The 393-nt window shown below is 53.7% G+C and carries 1 pseudogene; it reads right to left on the reverse strand.

The annotated features are described in order from the left end of the window. Nucleotides 1-162: 162 nt before the first annotated feature. A pseudogene (locus BQ17_RS21835) lies at nucleotides 163-393 on the reverse strand (hypothetical protein); the annotation flags it as partial.

Here is a 393-nt window from a genome sequence, read left to right on the forward strand (position 1 = left end):
GGGTTGGGGTGAGGGCGAAAAAAACAGCGCACGATCGATCACAAACCGCGTCGGTAACGCTTAACTTAATGGCATTGACGCTGGAGCGTGGGAACGAGCGTGAAATTTGAAGATTTTATGCCCTAAAATCAGTATCTTAATTCTTAGACAGCCTCTTAAATATTAACCACTACCCCCAACGCTATCATCGGCGGCAAAATCCTTTGGCCGGAAGCCACTGTCATTGCGCAGAGTGACGAGTCCCTCACGACCCAGGGTCAGCACGAACAACCCCTGGCGATAGGCATACCGGTCCGCGGACTCATCGATGCCCAAAGCGGCAACCGCTCCGAACAGGCGGTAGCCCCGGTATTCGGGGAAGAACTCCGGAAACCGCTTCAGGTCCTTAAGGAG

Source organism: Candidatus Thiosymbion oneisti (genome assembly GCF_900092655.1).
Classification (GTDB): domain Bacteria; phylum Pseudomonadota; class Gammaproteobacteria; order Chromatiales; family Chromatiaceae; genus Thiosymbion; species Thiosymbion oneisti.